The sequence below is a fragment of the Myxococcus sp. CA056 genome, from assembly GCF_013336715.1.
GTDB lineage: Bacteria > Myxococcota > Myxococcia > Myxococcales > Myxococcaceae > Myxococcus > Myxococcus llanfairpwllgwyngyllgogerychwyrndrobwllllantysiliogogogochensis.
The window spans coordinates 1350834-1371805 of the sequence record NZ_JABUMT010000002.1 but is presented as its reverse complement, the minus strand read 5'-3'; the positions used below and the strand labels follow the sequence as shown (position 1 = coordinate 1371805).

14 protein-coding genes are annotated in these 20972 nt (G+C 69.4%); 2 read left to right on the top strand and 12 right to left on the bottom strand.

All coding sequences use genetic code 11. The annotated features are described in order from the left end of the window. Positions 1-8: 8 nt before the first annotated feature. Positions 9-1067: a hypothetical protein gene (locus HUA76_RS13085; protein WP_174454317.1), complete on the bottom strand. Its 1059-nt coding sequence runs from the start codon at positions 1065-1067 to the stop codon at positions 9-11. Positions 1068-1313: 246 nt separating this feature from the next. On the opposite strand from HUA76_RS13085, the gene HUA76_RS13080 reads away from it, so the two are divergent. Next, positions 1314-2642 (top strand): hypothetical protein, encoded by a 1329-nt coding sequence (locus HUA76_RS13080; RefSeq protein ID WP_174461004.1) that lies wholly within the window; start codon positions 1314-1316, stop codon positions 2640-2642. A 61-nt stretch (positions 2643-2703) separates the two neighbouring features. Here the strand turns inward: HUA76_RS13080 and HUA76_RS13075 are convergent, their stop codons facing one another. Beyond that, the gene (locus HUA76_RS13075; RefSeq protein WP_174461003.1) at positions 2704-4395 is read right to left on the bottom strand and encodes a hypothetical protein; all 1692 of its coding nucleotides are present in this window, start codon (positions 4393-4395) and stop codon (positions 2704-2706) included. 200 nt (positions 4396-4595) lie between these two features. Here HUA76_RS13075 and HUA76_RS13070 point away from each other — a divergent pair, with 200 nt between their 5' ends. Next, the gene (locus HUA76_RS13070; RefSeq protein ID WP_254614149.1) at positions 4596-5900 is read left to right on the top strand and encodes a calcium-binding protein; all 1305 of its coding nucleotides are present in this window, start codon (positions 4596-4598) and stop codon (positions 5898-5900) included. Between the two features lie 7 nt (positions 5901-5907). Here HUA76_RS13070 and HUA76_RS13065 read toward each other — a convergent pair whose 3' ends face one another. The 10 genes from HUA76_RS13065 to HUA76_RS13020 form a co-directional block, all read right to left on the bottom strand. Further along, positions 5908-8661 (bottom strand): VWA domain-containing protein, encoded by a 2754-nt coding sequence (locus HUA76_RS13065; RefSeq protein WP_174461002.1) that lies wholly within the window; start codon positions 8659-8661, stop codon positions 5908-5910. Then, on the bottom strand, positions 8658-10391 hold the full coding sequence (locus HUA76_RS13060) for a BatA and WFA domain-containing protein (protein WP_174461001.1): 1734 nt from the start codon (positions 10389-10391) through the stop codon (positions 8658-8660). Before HUA76_RS13060 ends, HUA76_RS13065 begins: the two co-directional genes overlap by 4 nt. Positions 10392-10523: 132 nt before the next feature. Further along, a complete protein-coding gene (locus HUA76_RS13055; protein ID WP_174454312.1) occupies positions 10524-11384 on the bottom strand; it encodes a DUF58 domain-containing protein in 861 nt (286 codons plus the stop codon). Further along, positions 11381-12913, bottom strand: a complete 1533-nt coding sequence (locus tag HUA76_RS13050; RefSeq protein ID WP_371745518.1) for an ABC transporter permease — start codon at positions 12911-12913, stop codon at positions 11381-11383. Before HUA76_RS13050 ends, HUA76_RS13055 begins: the two co-directional genes overlap by 4 nt. Beyond that, on the bottom strand, positions 12910-13893 hold the full coding sequence (locus tag HUA76_RS13045; RefSeq protein WP_174461000.1) for an ABC transporter ATP-binding protein: 984 nt from the start codon (positions 13891-13893) through the stop codon (positions 12910-12912). The genes HUA76_RS13050 and HUA76_RS13045 overlap by 4 nt, the downstream gene beginning before the upstream one ends. Then, entirely contained in the window at positions 13890-15650 is a 1761-nt protein-coding gene (locus tag HUA76_RS13040; protein ID WP_217439547.1) for a hypothetical protein, read from the bottom strand. The genes HUA76_RS13045 and HUA76_RS13040 overlap by 4 nt, the downstream gene beginning before the upstream one ends. After that, a complete protein-coding gene (locus HUA76_RS13035) occupies positions 15643-16641 on the bottom strand; it encodes an AAA family ATPase (RefSeq protein WP_174460998.1) in 999 nt (332 codons plus the stop codon). Before HUA76_RS13035 ends, HUA76_RS13040 begins: the two co-directional genes overlap by 8 nt. A 19-nt stretch (positions 16642-16660) precedes the next feature. Then, entirely contained in the window at positions 16661-18271 is a 1611-nt protein-coding gene (locus tag HUA76_RS13030; RefSeq protein WP_174460997.1) for a hypothetical protein, read from the bottom strand. 106 nt (positions 18272-18377) lie between these two features. Further along, the gene (locus HUA76_RS13025) at positions 18378-19214 is read right to left on the bottom strand and encodes a hypothetical protein (protein ID WP_254614148.1); all 837 of its coding nucleotides are present in this window, start codon (positions 19212-19214) and stop codon (positions 18378-18380) included. Positions 19215-19501: 287 nt separating this feature from the next. Beyond that, the gene (locus HUA76_RS13020; protein ID WP_174460996.1) at positions 19502-20749 is read right to left on the bottom strand and encodes a hypothetical protein; all 1248 of its coding nucleotides are present in this window, start codon (positions 20747-20749) and stop codon (positions 19502-19504) included. Between the last annotated feature and the right edge of the window lie 223 nt (positions 20750-20972).

Below are 20972 nucleotides of genomic sequence, written 5' to 3'. Positions count from 1 at the left end.
CCGCGGGCTTACAGCCAGTACATCTCGAAGCACGCGCCCACGGGGCCCGCGCCGCTGTTGGGCGCCATGGGCGAGCTCACCCACGCGCCGCCCACGCCGCACTGGCTCCACTGCTGGTCAGACGAGGACTGCACGCACGTGCGCGCGGGCACGCTGCGGCCCAGCGTGGCGGAGGAGCACCACGGCCACGACTGGGTGCAGTTGGTGGGCTTCGTCGTGGTGCCCGCGGTGAAGACGCCGGACACGCACTGCCGCCACACCGCGTCCGACGAGCTCTGCACGCAGCCCAGGTTCGGCACCGTCGTGCCCGCCGTCTCCGACACGCAGCCCGACGTCGTCGGCGCGTCCCAGTTGAAGCCGCCGTCCGCGTACCGGTGGTAGATGACCGCCACCAGCGACGAGCCGCCCACCGTGGTGCGGCCACACTGCGTCGCGTACGCGCCCACCCAGGGCGTGTACGTGTACAGCGCCGCGGTGGCCTTGTTGGTCGGCTTGATGGAGCACGGGTCCAACGACGCCTTCGTCGTCCCCACCTTCCAGCCAGACACGGTGGTCCGCCCCGCATCCAGGTCCGTGAAGTAGCCGCGCAGCTTCTTCGCCGAACACTCAATCTGCTTGCCGAAGCCCGTGTATTGCGCGTCACACCCGCTGCTGTCCGGACAGCCACAGCCGGTGGCCTTGGCCAGGTTGGTGGAGGTGCCGCTCTGCACCAGGCTCGACTCCACCTGGATGCGCGCCAGCATGTACAGCGGGCTGATGTTGTACGCCTTGGAGCGCTCGACGATGAGCGCGGCCGCCGTCTTGTTGCTGAAGGCCGGGTCCTTGTACGTCGCCAGGTACGAGCCCTGCTGCGTCAGGAACGCCTGCACCTGCTCGGTGGTAATCCACTGATGCCCCAACAGATGCGTGTCCTCCAGGAGCCGGTGCATGTCGTACTTCACCGTGGCCCGCTGGAGCACCTGCCCGGTCAGCTCGTCGATGACCTCGCCTTCTTCGTCATCGATGACGGGACCACAGCCAACCGCCAGCAACGCGGGCACCACCAGCCACCACAGTCGCGTCTTCATCACGGCCTCGAGGGGATGTGCCGCGCCCGCGAGGAAGCCCAGACCACCCGGCGGGCTCGGCAGGGGGGAACCCTGACGTGTAGTCGGCGCGAATACCGAGTTTCAAGAATTTCTTGAATTGAAAGATTAACAGATTGTTATCGCGAGGCTGGATGTCGGGCGAGGAAGCAGTCAGGACGGCCCCCTGTCCCGGAGTCCCAGGCCCTTGAGCCGTGCAGGGCGTGGCGAGGTAGCGTGACTGTCGTCATGCGCATGCACACTTCGACGTGGCTGAAGCGACTCGCTCCGCTCACCCTCTGCCTGCTGATGCTGGGAGGCTGCTCCGACGCGGGCACGGACGGCACCAACACCCCAGACGGCGGCAATGGCACACCGGACGGTGGCGGCGGGACGCCGGATGGCGGCCCTGTCGGCACCGGGTGCATGGGCGAGACGTTCCTCGCGTCCCTGGGGAAGAACCGGCTCCTCGTCGGCGCGCAGATGGAGCCCGGCACGGCGGCCGGCGCGCCCTTCGACGTGCACTACCTGTACGTCGCCAGCGGGCTGGTCGACTCGACGAACGTGTGCACCTCATGCACGACGGGCTGCACCACGTCCGGCACCTCCTGCGCGGGCGCGGCATGCGCGTGGTGGGGCTGCTGGCAGGACGTGTCGGATCCGCCAGGTGCCTACGTGCGCGGCCACGTGTCCGGGGCGAAGGGGCGCCAGCAGCTTCCCTTCATCACCTACTACCAGCAGCTCCTGGGCGGCGTCGGGCCCGCGGGCGAGGGCGAGCAGCAGCTCCAGGCGCTCAACGACGTGGCCATCATGCGACGCTACTTCGCGGACTATCGCTTCACGTTGCAGCAGGTGGGCAGCGAGCCCGCGCTGCTGCACCTCGAGCCGGACCTGTGGGGCTATCTCCAGTTCTTCTCCAATGGAGACCCGGCCACGGTGCCCGCGCAGGTGGCGAGCGCCAACGCCACGGACTGCTCGGGGATGGCCAACAACGCCGTGGGCGTGAGCCGGTGCATGATTGCGATGGCTCGCAAGTACGCGCCCAACGCGAAGGTGAGCCTGCACGCCAGCCCCTGGTCGACGCGCACGGACGTGTACCTCAACACCAACGCCTCCTTCGACATCGCCGGTGAAGCGCGCAAGGTGGCCGACTTCCTGCTGAAGCTCGGCGCGGCGGACACGGACTTCATCGTCGTGGAGGCGTCGGACCGTGACGCGGGCTTCTACGACAGCATCGGCGAGGACACGTGGTGGGACGCGAACAACACCACCCTGCCCCACTTCCGTCAGGCATTCACCTGGGCGAGCGCCATCTCCGAGCGACTCAACAAGCCGAACTTCTGGTGGCAGCTCCCGGTGGGCAACATGAACCTGCCGAACACCAACGAGCGGTGGAAGGACAACCGCGTGGACTACTTCTTCTCGCACACGTCGGAGCTCGCCGCCGCGCACTCGGTCGGCTTCTCCTTCGGCGCGGGCGAAGGCCGGCAGACCTCGCCGGAGACCGACAATGGCAACCTGTCCAGCCGCGTGAGCGCCTACAAGCGCGCCGGCGGTCAGGCGCCCTGCGCGCCGTAGAGAAGCGTCCGTGTCGTGGGGTGTCCTCCGAGGGTTCTTCTCGGAGGCACCGACGCGCGGCTCAGAACAGGCGCGAGTACGTGGGCTTCGCCTCGGGACGCGGCACCCATCGCTGACCGTCACGCGGGAGCCACAGGAGGTGCAAGCGCCCCTCGGGGCCCTGGTACCGCACGGTGTGCTCACCTCGCGACAGGATGAGCTCCGCCTCCGTCACGCGGGCCCCATCGACGAACAGCGCGCCCGACTCCAGCATGGACGCGGGCTCGACGAAGTAGCGCCCGTCACGCACCGCCAGGAAGCGACCCTCCAGCGCGCTCCCGGGGGACACGTCGTATCGCTGCCCCCACAGGAACAGGTCTCCGTCGTAGGGCTGGTAGTACGTATCGAGGAAACCTCGCAGCGATGGCGGCAATCCCGACGTCCGCAGGTCATCCACGCGCAGCACGCAGCCGCGCTCCACCAAGGCCCGGGGCACCTCGCGCGCCAGCACGTCCGGGATGGAGCCCCGCAGATAGGCATCCGTGTAGAAATAGAAGTGGGCGTGTGGCCGGCTCACATAGCCTCCCGAGTTGTCGTAGACGACGTCCTCGGGCCCGGTGAGCGTGGCGATGCGCGCGAGCACGTCTCGCTGTCTGGCATTGCCCCCGCCATCCACGAGGGCCTCCATCCTCCAGAGTTGAAGACAGAGCAACACCCCGAGCGCCAGGGCCGCGACGACTCGCGCCGGGGGCGTACTCCAGCCGCTGAAGATTGCCACCGTGCCTCGCGCCATGAACGGCGCGAGCGCTCCCAGGAAGGGCAGCAGGCTGTACGGAAACGGCGCGCGCTGGAGCGCATACGAGCCAAACGTCGCCAGCACCGCGAGCAGCAACGGCAGGTCCGCGCTCGCCCAGCGCTCCACGCCCGCACGCCACCACGCGCGCACGGTGACGAGGAACCCCAGCACCGCCAACGCGAAGAGCCAGGGCTGCTCGCGAACCATGGGCAGCAGATAGTCCCGCCACGAGAAGCCGGGGTAGTGCCGCTGATGCTCCGCGGCCCACGCGAAGCACCACTGCCACCAGGCGCCCCACGAGCCCGTCACCGTCAGATACGACGCCACCGCCGCGAGCCCCACCCCCGCGCCCGCGAGAAACGCGACGGGCCGCGCCACGAGCGCCGGTCCCCTTCCCCGCCGCCAGACGATATCCACCGCGAGCACCGCGCCCACCACGCCGCCGTGGAACAACACCTTCTGCGAGGACCAGAGCGCGGCGGAGAACAACACCCCCGCCACGAAGCCGAGCCCCCGGGTGCCCGGCCTCACCGACAACGCGGCGAGCCCTCCCAGGAACAAGGCACAGGCCAATGCGTCCGGACGAATCTCCACCGCGAAGCGCGTGAAAGGCGTCAGCGCCAACAACAACACCGGAGCCAGCCACATCGACACGCGACCCTCGCGTCGATTGAGCACGGCCACCGAGACACACGCACCCGCCAGCGGAACGAGCATCGCCAGACGCAGCGCGAGCACACCCCGAGGCGCATCCCCCACGAGCCAGAACAGCGGCGCCAGCCCTTGATAGACAAGCGGGAAGTGGACCTCGAAGAAGTCCCGGTAGGGCACCTGCCCTTTCGACACGAGCCAGGCCGCGTGCGCGTACTGGAACTCGTCGATGCTGAAGCCCTTGTGCAACGCCAGGCGCGCGGCCTGGAGGGCAAGTGCGAGGAGCGCCAGCGTGAGTCCCAGGCGCCCCCAACGTGCAGACGTCATTGGCGCCTCATACCTCGAAAGAGCCATTCCCATATTCTGGTAGGGGGGAATTTTTTTGACCCAGTTGTGGCACCCATTCTTTCCGTGTATCTCTTCTTTACCCTGTGAGCTTCATAGGGAGCGGGCCGCCCTCCTCATCGTGATGACACCTCCAGGTCGGGGGCGGCCCGTGCCACATCCGTAGAGGGGGAACCACCGAAATGACTCAGACCCATCCGTGGGGCGCCTGGCGCTCCGCGATTGCTCGCTCATGTCGTAATGCTGGCGGCGCCGCGCTGTTGGTATTGGGAGTGGCCGCGCCGGGGAGCGCCCTGGCCACCCTGAACCTGCCGGGCATGAACCTCAATGCGTATTGCGCCTGGCAGTACGGCGCAGGCGCGTTCTCCACGCTGACGCAGCAGAATGCCTTTGGCTGGTCTTGCTACAAGAATGGGCAGTACCTGTCCATGGACCTCACCCAGGCCTGTCTGACGCAGCACCCGAACTCCAACATCTATCAGGCCGCCTACCAGACCTTCAGCGACCCCTATTCCTGGTACTGCCAACGCCGGGGGACGTACACCTCACAGCCGGGCGCCCAGCACACGCTCTACATCTGGAAGGGCCAGAAGGTCACGCTGCACACCCCCGATGTGACGACCTGCACGGTGTCGCAGATCAAGCTCGTGGTCGACGGGCTGGACAATGGCTACACCTTCTACCAGGACATGACCGGCCGGACTCCCAGTTCGGGCCGCAGCTACCAGGGCACGGACAGCCTCGCCATCCTCCCCTCGGGTGTCGCGACGGGCTGTGGGAGCGCTTCCGACCCGGCCTGCGGTGACCTCGGCTCGCATGGCATCGAGTTCAAGTTCGACCTGTTCCAGCTGAACATCTGCACCGATGCCGCCGCGGGCAAGCACAACCAGGTCGGCTTCTACGAGCTGGGTCGCAACTTCTGGTTCTACGGGCCCCAGCTCGCGTCCAACAATGGCAACTACGGCCACGCCATGGTGACCGGCTACGCGGTGCTGAATCGCTTTCTGGCCATGGAGTACTACGGGCTGCCCGTGTCCTCCAGCCACACCACCCTCTACACCAACGTCAAGAACCTGATGACCGCGTACCAGGCCGACGTGGCCTGCGGCACGGTGGGCGCCACCAGCACGCCCATCAGCCCGGGGAGCACCCGCTGCTTCAAGCATGACTGGGCCAACACGCTGCTGGTGAGGCAGGGCATCGGAGGGTTCGACACCACGGACCTGTTCGCGTCCTTCGTGCTGAAGCTCAAGAGCGTCCACAACTGGAGCTTCATCTTCCAGCTCTGGCGCAAGGTCGAGCAGCTGGGCAGCGTGACGAGCCCGTACTCGTCCGCGGACAACTTCGTGCTCGCGGCCAGCCGCGCCGCGAACGTCAACCTGTCCGACGTGTTCCAGTACACGTGGCGGTGGCCGGTGAGTTCCTCCATCCGCATCACGCTCCAGAACGAGCTGGGCAACCCTGTGAGCGGCACGCCGTACCTCTAGCCGCCACTCACCGGTCCAGTCGACGACGAGAGCGGGCGCGCGCGGCCTCCAACGCGGAGTCCACGCCGCCCTCTTTCGGCTTCGCTTCACCTTCGGGAGCGCGGGGCCCCGCCTCGGGAGCCGCTGGGGCCGCCGTCACGGAAGTCACCGTGGAGGGCGCGGGTGACGACGGCGCCAGCATGCTCCCCGCCACGGACGCCTCCGACACGGTGCGAGCCTTCACGCGCTGCCGAGGCGCGGAGAGGAAGCGGCGCACGGCCACCTCCGACAGCAGCACGGCCACGGCCAGCGCCACCAACCACGGAGCCAGGGCCAGGTGTCCCTCCGACTCGGGGGCTTCCTCGAAGAGGCCCGTCATGGACAGGCGCTCCACGCCCCCTCCCACGGCGGCGACGGCTCGCAGCAGCACGAGTCCTTCCTTGGGACTTCCCGGCTCGAACTCAGGGGCATACGGCAGCGCGACGGGTGGCGCACGCAGGGCGCGCGTGCCCACTCGCACCACCGGGTGCCACGTGCCGCTTCCTTCCAGCGGGAGCTCCGCCACCAGCCGGTCGTCTTCCTCCCAGCGCATCGGATGCTCGGTGGGCGCGGACGTCCCGTCGCCAGACAGCAACATCAGCGTGGGCAACGTCGCGGGCAGCGGCTCGTCCGGAGGCAGGTCCAACGTCACGCGCAGCAGGTGACCGCGCCGCTCCGAGCGCACCACCGCTTCTCCCAAGGGAGAGCTGCCCGCCAGCGTCCAGCGCACCATCGCCTCCAGCGTCGCGCGCAGCGAACCCCACTGGCGCAGCTCGCCGGTGAACGGGCCATCCACCTCCGCGGTGAAGGCCACCGTGCGTCCCGCGCCGCGCGGCCACATCGCGAGCAGGGGCGCGGCATGCGTGTCGAGCGTGCGCAGTGCCACGCTGGCCCGAGGTCTCAGATAGGTGAGGTTGTAACCGCCCACCTGGGGCAGTCCCTCGGAGGGCAGCTTCCCCAGGAGCGGCAGGTCCGGCGCGGCCTCCACCGAGACGGGCTCGTCGATGAACGTCGCGCGCGCGACGGCGAGCGTCTCCTGGCTGAAGATGCGTGGGAGGCTCATCGCGTCCTCCGCGAAGTAGATGCGCCCGCCGCCGCGCTGGGCCACTTCCTTCAGCAGCGCCGCGTCCACGTCCTTCGGCGTTCCCAGGCCGATGACGGACACCGTCACGCCCTCGCCCTGCAGCTCCGACAGGGTGCGACGGTAGTCGTCCGGCTCCTCGGAGTCGGCCGCGTCGGAGAAGAGGAGGACATGGCGGGTGGGCTTCTCGCTCTTGAAAATCTGCTTGCGCCCCGTGCGCAGCGCTTCGCCCACGTAGATGCCACCGCCGCCGCTGAAGCCCTTCGCCACCTTGTCGTACGGCAGGCCCGCCTGCACCGAGCGAAGGGGGAAGATTTCATGGGTCTCCGTGTCCACCATGTGCACGGAGGCTTCGTCCTGGGGGTTGAGCAGCGTGAGCGCGGCCACGACGCCCTCGGCGGCGACCTCCATCTTCGTGCGGCCGTCGGGCACCGTGGCGCCCATGGAGCAGGAGCAGTCCATCAGGATGCTGATGGCGATGGACGCGCGCCGCTGCTCCTCTCGCATCTCCAGCGAAACGGGCAGCAGCGGCTCCACGGGTGAGCGGCGATACCCCCCTTCGCCGAAGCTCTCGCGCCCGCCCGTCATCACGAGCCCCCCTCCCGCCTGCTCCACGTAGGCCGCGAGCGCGTTGAGGCCCGGCTCGCCCAGGGTGTTCGCGTCCACGTTCTCCAGGACGACGGAGCCCACGCCGTCCAGGTCATCCAGGGTGAGGCGGAAGGGCGCGCGGACCTCCAGCACCAGCCCCGTCGCTTCGAGCGCCTTCGCGAGGGTGCCCTTGGGCTGGTTCGTCACCAGCAACACGCGGCGAGGACCTTCGACTCGCAGGACCGCGAGCCCCTTGTCGTTCTCCACCACGCCGTCTCCCGGGACTTCGACGGTGAGCTGGTAGCGCGCGAGTCCGGGCTCCTCGATGAGGTCCCTCAGCGGGAGGACGTTGGGGCCGGGCTGGAAATCGAAGGGGCCCTTCACCAGCACGCGGCCATTGCGCTCCAGTCGCACCGTGCCCGTCACCGCCGCGGAGGCGTGCACGCTGGCGGAGAACTGGAAGGGCTCGCGGGAGGACACGGCGGTCGGCACGTCCAACGAGACGACGGCGACATCGAGCGGAGGCTCGGGCCGCGCGAGCTGACGCCAGTCCACGGCGATTCCCCGGGCCGCGAGTCTTCGCGCGGAGCCTCGTGCATCCGTGCCCGTGGCGCGTCCATCGGAAAGGACGAGCACCCGGCCGGTGCGCTCCTGGGGGATGAGGGCGTTGGCGGCATCGAGCGCGGCGGACAGGTCCGACGACTCCGCATCCACTGGACGGGTGAAGCCGCCGAAGGCTCCGCCCGAGGACAGGGGTTGCTCCACCCGGGGCTCGCGGCCGAAGGCGATGACGCCCACCCTGTCACCTGGGCGGCGCTGTGATTCCAGATGCGAGACGAGCTCCTGCGCGGTGCGGTCGATGTCCCGAGGCATCGAGGCGGAGCGGTCCACCACCACCACCACGTCGCTGCCCGCGTCGGCCCGTCGCAGCTCCGGCCCCGAGAGCGCGCCCACCGTCAGCACCAGCAGCACCGCCCGCAGCCACATGGGCGGACCGGGCCGCCGGCCGAACTTCCAGAGGAAGAGGCCCAGCGGCAGCAACAGCACCCACGCCTGGGGGAGGGAGAAGGTCATGACACCCGCCTCGTGACGTAGAAATCTCCCACCAGCGCGAGGAGCAACAACACCAGCGGCCAGCGCGCCCGGTCCGAGGCATTCGCGCGCGCCTCGTCGTCTCCCGATTCACGCGCCGGCACGTCCGCGCGCCCACGTCCCCGCAGGTCCGACTCGCGTGCGTCCAATGCGAGGACTTCCGCCGCGTCCACCCCATCCGCGCCATCGCGTTCCAGGACATATCGCCCCGGCATGGCGGGAGGAGGAAGGCTCACCGCTCCCGCGCCGAACACCGGCTTGCTTCCACTCGGGCCCGTCAGCGTGTAGCGCTTCCCTGGCAGTGTCACCAGTTGGAGCGGCTCGCCCAGGGTGAGCTGTCGTCGGACGAAGCCCTCGCGGGCGCGACGCGACTCTCGCACCACATTGCCCAGCAACACGGGCCAGGCGGACACGCGCTGCACGTTGGAGCGAGCCAGGTCCACGTTGAGGTGCAGCCGTCCGTCGTCCTCCTCGGAGACCAGCACCGCGTCACCCGCCGTGATGAGGGGATGCCCCGGGGGATTCTCTCCCGCCGACCACCTCACGCCCGCGAGCTGTACGTCGTCCAGCAGCGGGTGTCCCTTCTCGGAGAAGAAGGGCCCCACGAAGGTGCGCACCTTTCCCGTCGCGCCCACTGTCACCTTCGCATCCGTGCCTCGTGGGCCCATGAGCAATGTTTCGCCCGCGGCTCCGTCTCGTGCCACGTCGGGGGAGGCCGCGAGGAAACGCTCCAGGGCGTCACGTTCGAGCGGACCCAGGCCCTGGGCCAGACTCACCGCGAGGGGCCGTGTCGGAGAGGCCGTGAGCCGGGCCTGACCGTCTTCGAGCAGCGCGTCGTCCGGCAGGGAGACCTCGACGTCACCCGCGTTCTGGAAGGTGAGGCGCACCGTGGCGGAGCCCTCGCCTTGGAGCGAGACCTTCTCCACGCGCTCCGTGCCTTGCTTCGCGTCGGGACCCGGGAGCGCGCGCAGCCGTACGGACACTGACTCAGGGGCCGCGCCGAAGCGGGCCACTCGCAGCGTCACGGTCGCCGTGCCGCCATCGTCCTTGCGCTGCGCGGAGACGAACGCCACGTTTTCGCGCGCGGTGCCCAGCGCCGTCCACCGCACGGGGGCTGGGATGACCAGTCCCTCCACGGGGGCGGCGTCGGTGAAGAAGGCCACGTGTTTGCCCGCTCCCGCGAGTTCCTGGGCCCACAGGAGCGTGGGCATCGGGTCGTGGTCCGCGCCTCGAGACTGGAAGGACTCGAGCGCCGCCAGGGCGCGGGACGGCTCTGCTTCCGGACCCGCGACGACACGCGGACTCAGCCCGGTGGCCAGCACCGTCACTCGCGTGGCGGCTTCGTCTTCCACCCGCTTCGCGGCCTCTCGGCGGGCGAGTTCCAGCACCGTCACGCCATCGGGCCCTCGCGCGGACATGGACAGGCTTCCGTCCACCACCAGCACGAGGTGCTTCGTCCGCGCCGCCTCACCCAGGCGCACGTCCGCGAGGTACAGCGCCGCCGCGATGACCGCGAGCGCCTCCAACAGCAGCGAGGCCTCCCGCGTGAAGCGCTCCCAGCGAGGTCCTGCCTCCGCGCGGGGACGCGGCGTGCGCCACAGGAACAACGCGCTCACCACGACCGGCTTCTGCCGACGCCGCAGGAAGTACGCCGCCACGAGGGGCACCAGCGCGCCCAGGGCGAGCAATCCCCACGGGAAGCCGAAGCTCATGCCACACCTCGCGCGACGGCACGGGAGCACGACACACAGGCCCGCAATCTCCACGAGAGGTCGGCGCTCATGCCGCACCTCGCGCAACGACGCGGGAGCTCTGCGCGCCATGCGCCCCTGAGCGGTCGAAGCTCACGCTCGACCTCCCGCGACGAACAAGGGCCGCAGCGGGCCCATCACCAGGGCGTTCAGTGTCTCCGTGGCGGGCGCCGTCAGGAGCGCTCCACGCGAGCGCAGGGCCGCCGCCCTCAACACGCGCTGGTGCTCCGCGAAGCGCCGTGCATACGCGGCCAACACGTCCTCGGTCAGCAACTCCTCCAGCGCCGCGCCAGTCTCCGAGTCCACCAATCGCGCGCCCTCGCCCCCCGTCGGAGCCAGGTCCTCCGCATCCAACACCTGCACCAGGAAGACCCCCGCCGCGCCCCGCGACAACCGCGCCACCATCGCGGGCAGGTCCGCCTCGAACAGGAAGTCGCTCACCACCACGCGCAGGCCACAGGACCTCGGCGGAGGCATCCGCCCCAGCGCCGTCACGAGGTCATCCTTCGCGTCGAACTCCAGCGCGCGCAGCGCCGCCCGACACGCCGCCCCCTGCACCCGCTCCGACCGCACCCCCGTCGCAAGCAACGTGGGACTCAATCCCTGACGAGCCCCCACCTCACACGCGAGCAACGCCAGCTCCCGCGCACACGCCGCCTTGCGCGGTGACAACGCCATGGAGCGCGAGCCATCCAGCACCACCTCCACGCGCGGCGACACCTCGTCCTGCCGCACCCGCAAGATGAGCTCATCGGTCCGCGCCACCGCGTTCCAGTCGAGCTGCCTCAGGTCATCGCCCGGCTGATACGCCCGGAAGTCATGCAGCTCCAAGGCGCTCCCGGTGGACGCCGCGCGGACCTCACCCACGCGGCCCCGGTGAGGCCCTCGCGGCAACGCCAGCCCCAACCCGGGCGCCAGTCGTCCCACCGCCGCTTCATCCAGACGCTCGCTCACGGCAGATGGGCCCGCTTCTCACGCTCGACGAGCACCCGGTCCGCCATGAAGGCGACCAGCAACGCCACACCCACCACGAAGGCGACCAGCGGCCACGCCATCCCCGGCTCGGCCGTGGCGTAGTCATGCGCCCCGAAGTTCGCGATGCCCACCACCGGATTCAGGAGGTTCAGCAGCGGGTCTCCCATCTCGATTCCCACCAGCGCGGCCACCAGCGGAGGCAGGCCCGCCGCCACGCCCACCGCCGCCACGAAGAGCAACCGCACCGAGGCCGGCGACGAGAACCGGTCCGAGCGAGGCATCCTCCCGAGCACCAACGCCAGGGACAGATAGAGGATGACGTAGGCCGGCATCACCGCCATCAGCATCCGCATGGACTCGCTGCCGTGGTTCGTCTTCCCCGACACCAGCGCCAGCGCCGCCCACACCCCGGCCCACCCCACCAACAGGAGCATCGTCAGTCGGAAGCCACGCAACGCGCCGGGCCGGAACAGGGACACCGGGCCGGTGGCCGCTCGCAACGCGCGCGCCTGCCCGTCCACGTCCGTCACCACGAAGAGCCCCACGACGGCGAGATGCAGCGTGCCGCAGACGGCGAAGATCTCCGTCACCACGTGCCCCTGGTCCTCGTGCCACCAGAACCCCAGCCCCACCACCAAGGCCACCAGCATCTGCACCACCATCACCCGCCGGGGGCCGCGTGTGTAGTCCTCCGTGGAGAGCGACAGTCGCGACGCGGCCACCTCGAACAACAGCCAGCCATCCAGGAGCATCAACCCCAGCCCGATGCCCATGGCCAGATGAACCCCATCGTTGCTCAGGAGCCTGTTGCCCGAATCACTCAACGCGCCCGAGACGCCCAGCGCCGCACTGAAGGCCAGTCCCAACACCCCCAGCACCACGAAGTGCACGAAGGCGCGCCCCATGCGGCTGTCCGCCAGCGTCGCCGCGCACACCGCCACCACGGTGAGGAACACCAGCCACGCCCCACCCAACCCCAGCACCGCGAGGATGGACGGCAGGGAGATGCCATTGAGGTAGTAGCTGAACAACAGGAAGGGCCCCACCGCCGAGGCATACAGCGCCGCCTGCACCAGGAAGGAGGACACCTTGCCTCGCAGAATCCTCCGAGGCCCCAGGCCCGTGAGCACCAGCAGCACCCACGTGTCGTCCTCCCGCTCGCGCGCCAGGGAGCGATACGCGCTGTAGGGAATGACGAAGAAGTGCACCACGGCCAGGCAGATGAAGAACGCGAAGAAGTAGCCCTGGCCATGGTGGGCGAATGCCTCCTCCCGCGTATGCACGAAGGCCACGAGCGCCAACACCAGACAGGCCAGCAACATCAAACCGAAGCACGCCCAGAAGACACGCGTGCGCAGTCCCTGACGGACCTCCTTCACCACCAGCGGATTGAGGCGATCTCCCCACCGCTCCTGGAAGGACAGGCCCGCGGTGCTCGCGTCCGCCGTCTCCACGGATGCGGACACCTCCGTCCCCGCCCCCGTGCTCGTCTCCACCGGCGCGCTCACGCCAGCCTCCCCTTCGTCACCGTCATGAACGCATCCTCGAGGTTGCGCTCCCGCATGCCGAACGAGCACACCGGCAGGCCCGCCGTCACCAGCGCCGACAACAGCCCCGCCGCCGCAGCGTCCACCTGCCCCGCGCCTGCTCCCGCCTCCAACTCCAGCCCCACCCTCAAGGACTCTCCCTCTCGCGAGACGCGCGCCACGCGCGGCTGCTCCAGCAGGAGCCGCTCCGCTCGCGCCCACGCCGCGTCCGCATCCGCGCCCACCGCCAGCCGGACCATCAGCTCCACGGCGGCGACACTGGCGCCCTGCCGGAGGATGTCCTCCACCCTGCCCGTGGCCAGCAGGCGCCCCTGCTCGATGATGGCGCACGTGTCACAGATTTCAGCCAGCTCCGTGAGGATGTGGCTGGAGATGATGACGGCCTTGCCCTGGTCCGCCAGGGCGCGCAGCAGCTCGCGCAGCTCGATGCGCGCACGCGGGTCCAGGCCATCCGCGGGCTCGTCCAGCAGGAGCAGTTGCGGGTCGTGCAGCAACGTGCGCCCCAGCGCCACCCGCTGCCGCATGCCCTTCGACAGCGCGGTGGTGAGCTTGTCCGCCAGCGGGCCCAGCCCCGTGAAGCCCATCACCGACTCCACGCGCTGGCGCCGCTTCGCGCCCGTCAGCCCATACGCCCGCGCGAAGAAGTCCAGGAACTCGAAGACTGTGACGTCGTCATAGGTGCCGTACCGGTCCGGCATGTAGCCGATGAGCGGACGCACCCGGTCCGGCGCGTCCACCAGCGAGTGGCCCCCCAACAGCACCTCTCCCGCCGTGGGCGAATCCAGCGTCGCGAGGATGCGCAGCGTGGTGCTCTTGCCCGCGCCATTGGGGCCGATGAAGCCCAGGATGCTGCCCGGCTCCAGATGGAACGACACGTCGTCCACCGCCCGCAGCGCGCCGTAGTCACGCCGCAGCCCCTTCACCTCCAGCAACGGACTCATGGCCTCACCTCGCCGCGGACCAGATGCACGGCGGTCTCCACTTCCGAGGGCATGCCACTGCTCGGCAGCGGCCCCTGCCCGCTCAGCCGCGCGATGAAGCCTCCCTCGGAGAGGTCCGCGCTGAAGGGCGTCAACGCATTCGACAGCCGGAGCCCCGCGCCATCTCCCAGGTGCCGCCCGACCAGGGTGTCCGCCACGTTCCCCGGCTCCGGCTCGGGAGCCCCCAGCGCGCCTTCCTCACCGTCGGACAAGGCAGGCAGCCGGCGCACCGTCCCGTCCAGCCGCACGTACCCCTCCTCCAGTCGCGCGCCCAGCGCGTTCTGGACACGGGGCGCATCACCCTCACGCTTGAGCACCAGCCGGGCCCGCGACGGGAGCACCGCGACCTCACCCCACTCGCGATAGGTCCTCGGCGGAAGGAAGCCGTCCCCCACCGTGAGGCCCGCCGTCCAGTCCAGGTCCGCCAGGGCGTCGTCCAGGTCGGGCGGCGGCAGGAGCACGCTGGAGGCGGGCAGGTGCAGCGCGTCGGGCGACAGGTTGGCGTACCAGGCGCTCAAGCCCGCCGTCACCGCGCGCGCCCGCGCTCCGTCCAGCCACGTCAGGCTGTAACGCGAGGTGTGCACGGCGAAGCCATCCACCAGCACGGACCAGAAGATGAGCGCCAGACACGTCACCACGGAGACGGCCGGCACCATGATGAGAACCGACACCGGCCCCCGGCGTCTCGCCAGCCACCAGGCCCCGGGGCCCACCACCAGCGCGAAGGCGGTGATGACCAGCAGGAAGCGCCCCACGGGCGTGCTGGCATTGGACAGCAGCGGCCGCGGGTCTTTCGTCTGCATCAAGGGCGCCACCCAGCGCTGCGTCATGCCCAGGGGAATCACCACGCCCCGCTGGTAGGCCTCGATGCCGACGGAGCCCCCTCGAATCAGCGACGCACACTCGAACTTGCTTTCCAGGCACGTCCACACCTGCCCGAAGCCATACTGTGACTGGGGGGTCGTCGCTTCCGGCAAGAGCGGCAGGCGCTCACGCAGGTCACGGGAGGGGCTCGTGACGACCAGCGTTCCTCCCGTCGCGGCGTAGGCTTCGAGCACGGCCCATACATCCGCCGGAACCGCCGCGGCCTCCGCCGTGACGACCACCAGTTGGAAGCCCACGTAGGCAGCCAGCTCACGAGGAGCATCCTTCGCGTCGAGGAAGCGGATGGAGAAGTAGGGCTCGTCCCGCTCCCCCGTCTTCGTCAATCCCGTGGAGGTCTCGAACTCCGACACCGTCCCCACCGACAGCACCGGCTCGAAGCGGTCGGAGTCGGCGTAGAGGGACTCCACGATGGGCTTCAATCCGGGTGAATCGACCCGCAGGGTGACGGAGTGCCACGCCACGGGCAACGGCACCCAGGTGACGACACGCTGCCGGGGCCCCACCTCCACATGCCGCATGGCGGAGCGCGACGTGTCTCCGTAGGCGGGAGAGAAGGCGATGCGCACCGGGAGCGCCTGCGACCCGCTGTTGTTCAGCACCACCTGCGCCGCCCAGTACCCACGCTGGGGCTTCAGCACGGCGCCGTGCATGGTGACCCGCAGGGGGCCCTCCGTGACGGAGTCCACGGTGCCCGTCGCGTCGCGATAGCCGTTCGGAGCGTTGGCCTCGGTCGCGTCCTCGGCCTCGGCCACGGCCTGCTCGACGGCGACGGCCGCCGGCGGGGGCGAGGTGCCCAGCAGGAGCCACAGCGAGAGCATCGCGACGCTAGTCACGCGGCACCTCGGGCACGGCCTGGAGCAGCGCGCGCACCACGTCCGGAGCGGACACCTTCTCGAGCGACGCCTCGTACGCGAGCACCAGCCGGTGATTGAGCGCGGCGGGAGCGGCGGCCACCACGTCGTCGAAGCTCACGTTGGGCCGTCCACTCAACAGCGCACGCGCGCGGCCCGCGGCGGCCAGGGCAAGCGCGGCGCGCGGACTCGCGCCATAACGCACGAAGCGGCGAACGGCCTCCGGCGCGGAGGCCTGGCGCGGGTCGCTGGCCTCCACCAGCCGCCCGATGAAGTCCGCCACCGGCCCCGGCAGATGCACGCGGTCGGAGGCGGCGAACAGGCGCGCGAGCCCCTCCCCATCGAGGACGGGAGACAGCTCCGGCGGCGCGCCGCGCACGCGCGTGGTGAGCAGCGCGCGCAGCGTCTTCGCGCCCACGGGCGGCACCTGGATGCGGAAGAGGAAGCGGTCCAACTGCGCCTCCGGCAGCGGGTAGGTGCCCTCCAGTTCGATGGGGTTCTGCGTGGCCAGCACGAAGAACGGGTCCGGCAGGGTCCGCGTCTGGCCGAGCACCGTCACCCGGCGCTCCTGCATCGCCTCCAACAACGCGGACTGCGTCTTGGGACTGGAGCGGTTGATTTCGTCCGCGAGCACCAGGCTCGCGAACAGCGGCCCCTCGCGGAAGACGAACTCGCGGCGCCCCTCTCCCTCCAGCACGTAGGTGCCGGTGATGTCTCCGGGCAGGAGGTCCGGGGTGAACTGGATGCGACGGAAGGGCAGCGCGAGCAGCTTCGCCAGCGACTTGCACAGCTCCGTCTTCCCCAGGCCGGGCAGGCCCTCCAGCAGCACATGCCCGCGCGCGAGCACGGCGACGACGACCTGCTCGACGACGGACTCCTGGTCCAACAGCACCGTGTTCAGGCTGTCCCTGAGCCGGGCCGCCACCTCCGCCGCCCCCTGTGCCTCGGCGGGACTGAGAAGCTCCGCTGCCACGTGTGTCTCCCCTTCCAGACTACTCGCCACCAAAGTACCGCTTCACCAGGTCGCGGTTGCGCGGCAACAGCGGCTGCGCACCAGGCCCCGCCGTCGCCTCACCCCGCGCGCTCGTTCCTCGCGAGCCCGCCGCACCCGCCGACCCCGTGCCGCGCCGAGGGTCCGCCGCCTCGAGCCCCCAGAGCTCTCCGGCCTCGCCACCCTGTCCCTCCGGAAGCGGCTCGAACGAGAGTCGGTCCGGGTCCATCTCCGCCTCACCGCCGAACACGAGCGGACTCGGCCCTCCGCCCTGTGTCCCCGTACCACGACGAACGCCCCGGCTCGCATGGCCCTCATTGCCTGTCTGCCCCTGCCCCTGTCCCTCGCCCTGCCCCTGTCCCTCGCCCTGCCCCTGTCCCTCGCCCTGCCCCTCGCCCTGTTGCTCGCCGTCCTGCCCCGGTCGCGACGCACCTTCACTCCGCTGGCGCGCGCCCTGCTTCCGACGTGAGCCCGACCGTTGTGAGCTCGCCTGGGCGCCTTGCCCTTCGCGGGGCTCGAAGCGTTGCGAGAGTGACTGCTGTCGACGCTCCAGCGACCGGCGGAGTTCCGAAATCTGGTCCGGAGCGCCCGAGGCCTGGGCGCGGGCCTGGGCCTGCCGCCGCGCCTGGGACTGCGCTTTCGAGCCCTCCGAATCCGCGGTGCCCTGCTGTCCCGACTGCGAGGTGCCCTGCTGTCCCGACTGCGAGGTGCCCTGCGTCCCGTTCGGGTCCTCTCCCTGAGGCCCCTGTTGTCCCTCGCCCGATTGGGCCGATGCCTCACCCGGTCCCTGGGAGTCCTCACCCTCGCCCTCACCCTCCAGGCCCATGAGCGCGCGCTCCAGGGCCTCGCGCTCACGAGACGAGGACTCGGCGCCGCCCGCCGCCCCCAGGGCTTCCTCCAAGTCACGCGCGGCCTCGGAGGCCTGGGCCAGCTCGACGGCGGCCTCGGCGGCGCGCTCGGCGAGTCGCTGCTCCAGTGAATCGGCGGCCTCCCAGTCACCCGAGTCGAAGCGACCCGCGGCCACCTCCTCGGCCAGTCGGCGCAACTCGTCCTCCACGGCCTCGCCCAGAGGTTCCTCCCGGGCCAGGGCCTCCGCCTGGGCCTTCACGGCATCCACCTTCGCGGCGGCCGCGGCATGAGGGGCGCGCGGGCCCTTCGGCGCGGGCAGCGGGAGGAGGAAGCCGACGAGCAGGAACAGCAGCGCGCCCAGGAGGGCCCCCACGGGACGCCGCCACGCCACCACGGGGAGCTTCACGTCGCGCACGAGCTGATTGACGCTGAGCTCCCACTCCCCCATGGGCCGCTCCAGCCGGGTGAGGAGCAGTCCCCCCGCGTTGGCCGAGCGGTCCGCGAGCACGGCCGCATGCTCCAGCGACACGCCCCGCGTCCGTGCGCGGAGGAAACACCACGCCAGTCCCGCGAGGACCAGCGGAGGCAGGGCCCAGACCACCGCGCCACGCAAGAGCAGCCGGGCAAGCACACACGCCGTGACGGTGGCCCACAAGGGAACGAGGCTGGCCTGTGCCCAGGCGAAGGCGTTGAGGCGCCGCTGCACACGCCGCACCGGGGCGAGCACGAGAGCCTGGAGGCGACGTTCTTCGCTGGCGGCCATGGGGAGGGGCCAGTGTCGGACACTCGGCCGGCCCCCACAAGCCACGCGGAGCGGTAACAACGCGCCGGGTTCCCCACGAAGGAGGACCCGGCCGGGAAGACAGGGACTACTGGGCGCGGCTCGGGTCCACGGTGAGGCAGGGCTCCATCTCGTCCGGGACGACGAGGAACAGCTCCTCGCGGTTCAGGTTCTGGAGGAAGCCCAGGGAGGGGTCGCCAATCTGCCCGCCTCCGTCATAGAGCAGGGCCGTCCAGTCGTTCTGTGACGCGGGAAACACATCCACGACACCATTGCGATTGAAATCCCGGGAGTAGCTCGCGGTCGAGACGTCGCCGTCCCCATTGAAGTCGATGTTGGTGCTCGCGTTGCCGATGACCTGGGCCTCGTTGAAGCGCAGCCCGCTGATGCGCGCGAGGTCCGCCTCCTTGGGGGGAGCGACCGGCGCGAAGGCCGCGACCTCGTTGATGGTCGCTTCGTTGAAGGAGGCAACCCGCACGCGCGAGTAGTCGAGCACGTTGGCCACGCCGCCAATGGTGAAGCCGTAGAACTGGTACTCGTAGTTCATGATGCTCAGGTAGTTGGGCTTGTAGTTGGCGTGGTCGGTGCCACCGTGGCGCAAGCCGATGTTGTGCCCCAGCTCATGCATGATGGTCCCGGCCAGTTGCAGCGCAGTGCTGTCTCCGGCGTCGCCCAGGGTCATCACCAGGTCATGGGCGGGGATGCCTCGGGAGATGCCACTGGAGTAGTCCCCGTCATAGTGGTTGGCGATCACCATGTAGTGGAAGAAGGGCCCTCGGCTCGCGGCGAAGTACTTGGACTTGGCCTTGAGCTTGTCGAAGTCCGTCCAGACGGGGTTCAGGTCCGGGTCCGCGTCCACCGCGGCGATTTGCTGGTCCACCACCAGGTGCAGCGAGACGCCCGTGGAGCCATCCGGGTTGCTCACCGGCGCGTTGGCAAACGCGCGGACTCATACCCATCCTTTGCGCTGCACCCATTTGCATCACGCCATGCAACGCATCCCTTACGGCTCACGGCCGCGCTTCGACTTATGGCATCCGCCGGCAATGAAGAACTCTCGCAATCTTGCATCACAGCAATGCCAGGGATTGGACAGGCACGAGCCCTCCAGGACACTGCCGCTCCAACGGCGCGCTCAATGGCAGACAAAAGGCCGGGCCCTCGGAAGGAGGACCCGGCCTTGGGATGCGAAGGCTTCCGCGAAACGAGGGACTACGGCATGCGGCTCTCGTCCACGGTCTGGCAGGGCTCCAACGTTTCCGGGGCGTCGAGGAACCGCGCCTCGCGGTTCAGGCTCCGGAGGATGCCCAGCCCGGGGTCACCAATCTGCCCGGCCCCGTCATAGAGCAGGGCCGTCCAGTCGTTCTGGGACGCGGGATACACGTCCGCGACGCCATTGCGATTGAAGTCCCTGGAGTAGGTCGGGGCATCGGTGACGCCATTGCCGTTGAAGTCGGTGTTGTTGCTCGCGTTGCCGACGACCGAGACGTTGTTGAAGCGAAGTCCGCTGATGCGGGCAAGGTCCGCCTCGGTGGTGGGGGCGACAGGCGCGAAGCCCGAGCCCTCGTTGACGGCCAATTCGTTGAAGGAAGCGACCTGCACGCGCGAGTAGTCGAGCACGTTGGCCGCCCCGCCGATGCTGAACCCATAGAACTGGTACTCGTAGTTCATGATGCTCAGGTAGTTGGGCTTGTAGTTGGCGTGGTCGGTGCCACCGTGGCGCAGGCCGATGTTGTGCCCCAGCTCGTGCATGATGGTTCCGGCCTGGTCCAGTGACGTGCCGCCTCCGGCGAAGCCCAGGGTCATCACGAGGTCATGGCCGGGGATGCCGCGAGAGATGCCACTGGAGTTACCCCCGTCGTAGCGGTTGGCAATCACCATGTAGTGGAAGAACGGCCCCCGGCTCGCCGCGAAATACTTGGACTTGATCTTGTCGAAGTCCGTCCAGACGGGGTTCAGGTCCAGGTCCGCGTCCACCGCGGGAATCTGCTGGTCCACCACCAGGTGCAGCGTGATGCCCGTGGAACCGTTCGGGTTGGAGATGGGCGCGTTGGCGAACGCATTGATGACGCGGTTCAGCGTGGCCTGGGTGGGCTGGAGGCCGGGGTAGTAATCCACCTCCACGAAGACGTCCTTCTTGCGCGCGTTCGCCCCGAGCGCGGCCAGGTCCAATCCCCCGAATCCGAATGACTCCGCGTAGTCGCTCAGGCGGTCACCGTCCGTGTCGGTGCTGTTGGGGTTGGTGCCCAGCAACGCCTCGACGATGTCGCAGATGCCATCCTTGTCCGTGTCCAGGGAGGCGAGCAGGCACCCGACAGGGAGCGGAAGAGGCACGGCCTCCGCGGTCATCTCCTGGGCGGCGCTGTCCGTCTCTTCTCCCTGCACATCGGTGACGCCACACCCGGTCAACCCCAGGAACACCAGGGTGCCTGACAACAAGCGTTTGCAAAGCGGGTTCATACACGTCCTTTGTGCTGCGAGGATTCACATCGCATCGCGCAACGACTTCTTTACGACTTGCGGCAATTTCAGGATTTAGTCTATCTGCCACTTCTGACAAATCTTTGGAGACCGGAGGCCCCAGGGATTGGAGCAGGGTGAAACGCGGGGGCCACTGCCTGGAATTGAACGAGGGCCGGCCCTCCAGGGAGGATTTACCCTCGGGTCCTCCCGCTGTCGGAAT

Coding starts and splice junctions, on each gene's coding strand:
- HUA76_RS13030 (WP_174460997.1), bottom strand. CDS start 18,271: ATGGCCGCCAGCGAAGAACGTCGCCTCCAGGCTCTCGTGCTCGCCCCG.
- HUA76_RS13020 (WP_174460996.1), bottom strand. CDS start 20,749: ATGAACCCGCTTTGCAAACGCTTGTTGTCAGGCACCCTGGTGTTCCTG.
- HUA76_RS13070 (WP_254614149.1), top strand. CDS start 4,596: ATGACTCAGACCCATCCGTGGGGCGCCTGGCGCTCCGCGATTGCTCGC.
- HUA76_RS13080 (WP_174461004.1), top strand. CDS start 1,314: ATGCGCATGCACACTTCGACGTGGCTGAAGCGACTCGCTCCGCTCACC.
- HUA76_RS13065 (WP_174461002.1), bottom strand. CDS start 8,661: ATGACCTTCTCCCTCCCCCAGGCGTGGGTGCTGTTGCTGCCGCTGGGC.
- HUA76_RS13060 (WP_174461001.1), bottom strand. CDS start 10,391: ATGAGCTTCGGCTTCCCGTGGGGATTGCTCGCCCTGGGCGCGCTGGTG.
- HUA76_RS13045 (WP_174461000.1), bottom strand. CDS start 13,893: ATGAGTCCGTTGCTGGAGGTGAAGGGGCTGCGGCGTGACTACGGCGCG.
- HUA76_RS13075 (WP_174461003.1), bottom strand. CDS start 4,395: ATGACGTCTGCACGTTGGGGGCGCCTGGGACTCACGCTGGCGCTCCTC.
- HUA76_RS13085 (WP_174454317.1), bottom strand. CDS start 1,067: ATGAAGACGCGACTGTGGTGGCTGGTGGTGCCCGCGTTGCTGGCGGTT.